Genomic DNA, 1,072 nt, shown 5'->3' with positions numbered 1-1,072 from the left:
CGATTCGCTACAATTTCCACATTCATTGACGTATCAATCGGGAATGTAAATTGCTGTTGCTGGTAGTAGAAGATTTCAGAGGACGGGAAGTCCAGTTCTCCGACAATGCTGTTAATGGTAAAGTAAGCTACATAGACGGTTTCATCTTCCTGCTGGATTTTCAAATATCGCTGTTTTTCTTCCACCAAACAGCGAGTAGGCTTAATCAAGTCATAGTATTTAATCAGCGTTTCATTATCCAGCTTTTTCTTTGATAGATGGTACTCATACTCTTCATAGGCAGTGCCTGTCTGTCCGTAAAGGTGTTCAATCAGATAGCCGAAGTCGTCCTTATCTAACCTGCGGATTTTGAAACGACGAGAGATTTTATTTTCTAAGAGCTTTTCCATCTTCTGAAAACGCAGGATTTCATCATTACTCATACTAACAAAATCGCCCATCAGCTTATGGTTCACATCATAGACAAAATCAGACAAAGCATTTTTTGCTTCAACGGTAAGACTTTTCATAGAAAACTCCTGATCGTTGAGAAGCAACTTAAAGCCGATAAAGAAACGGTAGTTCACTTGATTTTCGCCAATCATGGATATTAAAGCGTCTGTCTGTTGGTCGATTTTGTCATAGGCAACCGCTTTGAGCTTGCCAGTGACTTCATTTTTGGAACGCTCTTGTGCAGAACGTATGCTGGATTCTGTACTGATTTGTAAAGCATGAATTTTGCCATCACGATTTTGTGCGATAAGCTGTCTGAAAGAATCATGCACTTGTATTTTCTGTTCTGGACTTAGAAATGAGTAATTGTAAGGAACAAGCTCATAGTAAGCATAACATTCCCCGTCTTTATTCCAGACGAGATTGTTTTCAATGTATTTAATTGGATATGCCATAAAATTCACTCCTAACTGCTGTAATGGCTTCTTGTGGCTGGTTTCTGCCAAGCGTTACTTTTTTTCCTGCATAGGTCAGCTTTGGTCGCAGTGCATAAGCAATGACAGACTTCAAAAATCCATAAGGCTTTTTACCATCAAAAGTTTTTGTAGACATAAACCATGTGAAAGCCACAGGAATCCCA

General features: G+C 39.2%; 1 protein-coding gene and 1 pseudogene. Both read right to left on the bottom strand.

Going from position 1 to position 1,072, the window contains the following annotated elements:
* Nucleotides 1-887, bottom strand: a pseudogene (locus tag HMPREF1125_RS05165) (ATP/GTP-binding protein); the annotation flags it as partial.
* A partial coding sequence (locus HMPREF1125_RS05160; protein ID WP_000452347.1) for a TcpE family conjugal transfer membrane protein occupies nucleotides 871-1,072 on the bottom strand: 202 nt, incomplete at its 5' end. The gene HMPREF1125_RS05160 and the pseudogene HMPREF1125_RS05165, both read right to left, overlap by 17 nt.

The organism is Streptococcus oralis SK304 (assembly GCF_000287715.1).
Taxonomy (GTDB): Bacteria; Bacillota; Bacilli; order Lactobacillales; family Streptococcaceae; genus Streptococcus; species Streptococcus oralis_Y.
The sequence above is the reverse complement of the archived record's forward strand: the minus strand, read 5'-3'. Positions and strand labels throughout refer to the sequence as shown.